Source organism: Rhodopirellula maiorica SM1 (assembly GCF_000346295.1).
GTDB classification, from domain to species: Bacteria; Planctomycetota; Planctomycetia; order Pirellulales; family Pirellulaceae; genus Novipirellula; species Novipirellula maiorica.
Genome location: NZ_ANOG01000032.1, coordinates 1 through 1,245, shown reverse-complemented (window position 1 = coordinate 1,245; position 1,245 = coordinate 1). Strand labels below are relative to the sequence as shown.

The window sequence follows — 1,245 nt, the reverse complement described above, 5'->3', positions numbered from 1 at the left end:
AGTGGCGATCCCCGAGACGTGTCCTCTTTAGTTTTGGATTTGCTGTAACACCGCTGGCGTTTTTCCGCTGGGATAGAAAGTCACGCGATTGAAATGAGTCATCGCGACGCCTTCCCTCTTATCCACCCCAGGGTATTACGATGCGTTACCTATTCTCTTTTGCCGTGCTTGCTGCTTTGTTTTGTGGCAACGCGCAGCTCCACGCGGATGACAATCTGTTTTCGGAAGTCGCGATGGAATCGGTTTTCGAGAAACAGGTCGCGACCGCCAAAGACGTCGCCACGATCAGCGACGGCGAAACGATGCAGCGGATTGTCGGCGTCTCTTCGCTGATCCAAGTTTTGAAGACCGCCGGTTTTGAGCCCAGCGAAGACAACGGATCAGTGAACTTCAAAATGAATCACGCTCAATGGATCTTTCCCGTTTCGATGACGGTGTTTGTCGACGAAGACCGCATTGCTTGCGAAATGTCGCTGGTCAAAATGGAAGAGGACGCCTCGATTGACAAAGAAACGCTGTTAAAGCTGCTGGTCTCCAACACTGCAACCCAAGGCGGCTACTTTGCATTTGATCAAGAAAACAAGCGGATTCAGTTGCGAGTCTCGCTCAGCAACCGAGCGGTCACGCCGCGTCAATTGAAGTCCGACTTGATCCAATTGGCGAGTTTGGCAGAGCGAAAGTCCGATATCTGGTCGAAAACCAGCGGCACGCCCAAGTCCGAAGTGACCGCCCCGGTGAAACCAACGAACGCTGCAAAATCAGCTAATCCACGCTTTTCGCTCGCCGGAACATGGTCGGCATCGCTGACCAGCGGCGAAGCGTTTGCCTTGCGATTGAACAGCGAAGGGAGGTTTCAATTGGTCCACATGAAATCAGGAAAAGCAACCACGTCCAAAGGCAAAGTGACCCGCGCCGGCAACAAGCTGACCTTGATCGGAGACGACAAAATCACGCTGAACTGCACGGTCAACCAAACCGTGGCCGACAAATTCCAGCTGGCGGTCAACGACGCCAAAGGCAACGTGGCAATCAAACTCGATTTTACGAAAGCCAAGTAATACGAAAGCAAAGTAAGCAGGCTGCGGTTTGATTTCTTCATCGCGAGTCACCTCTTCCGGCGCAGCTGGGAGAGGTCGAACGGGGCTTCCTTGCTTCCGCCGGGCTTGTCCCGGTCGGAGCGACAACTGGCAGCTACCCAACAAGCCCCCGATGCCTCTGACCTTGCCCCGCGAAACGCCGGAAGCG

The 1,245-nt window shown here is 54.1% G+C and carries 1 protein-coding gene; it reads left to right on the top strand.

Translation table 11 applies throughout. The features are described 5' to 3' along the window. The first annotated feature begins 140 nt into the window (after nucleotides 1–140). Entirely contained in the window at nucleotides 141–1,058 is a 918-nt protein-coding gene (locus tag RMSM_RS01170; protein ID WP_008690259.1) for a type III secretion system chaperone, read from the top strand. Nucleotides 1,059–1,245: the final 187 nt, after the last annotated feature.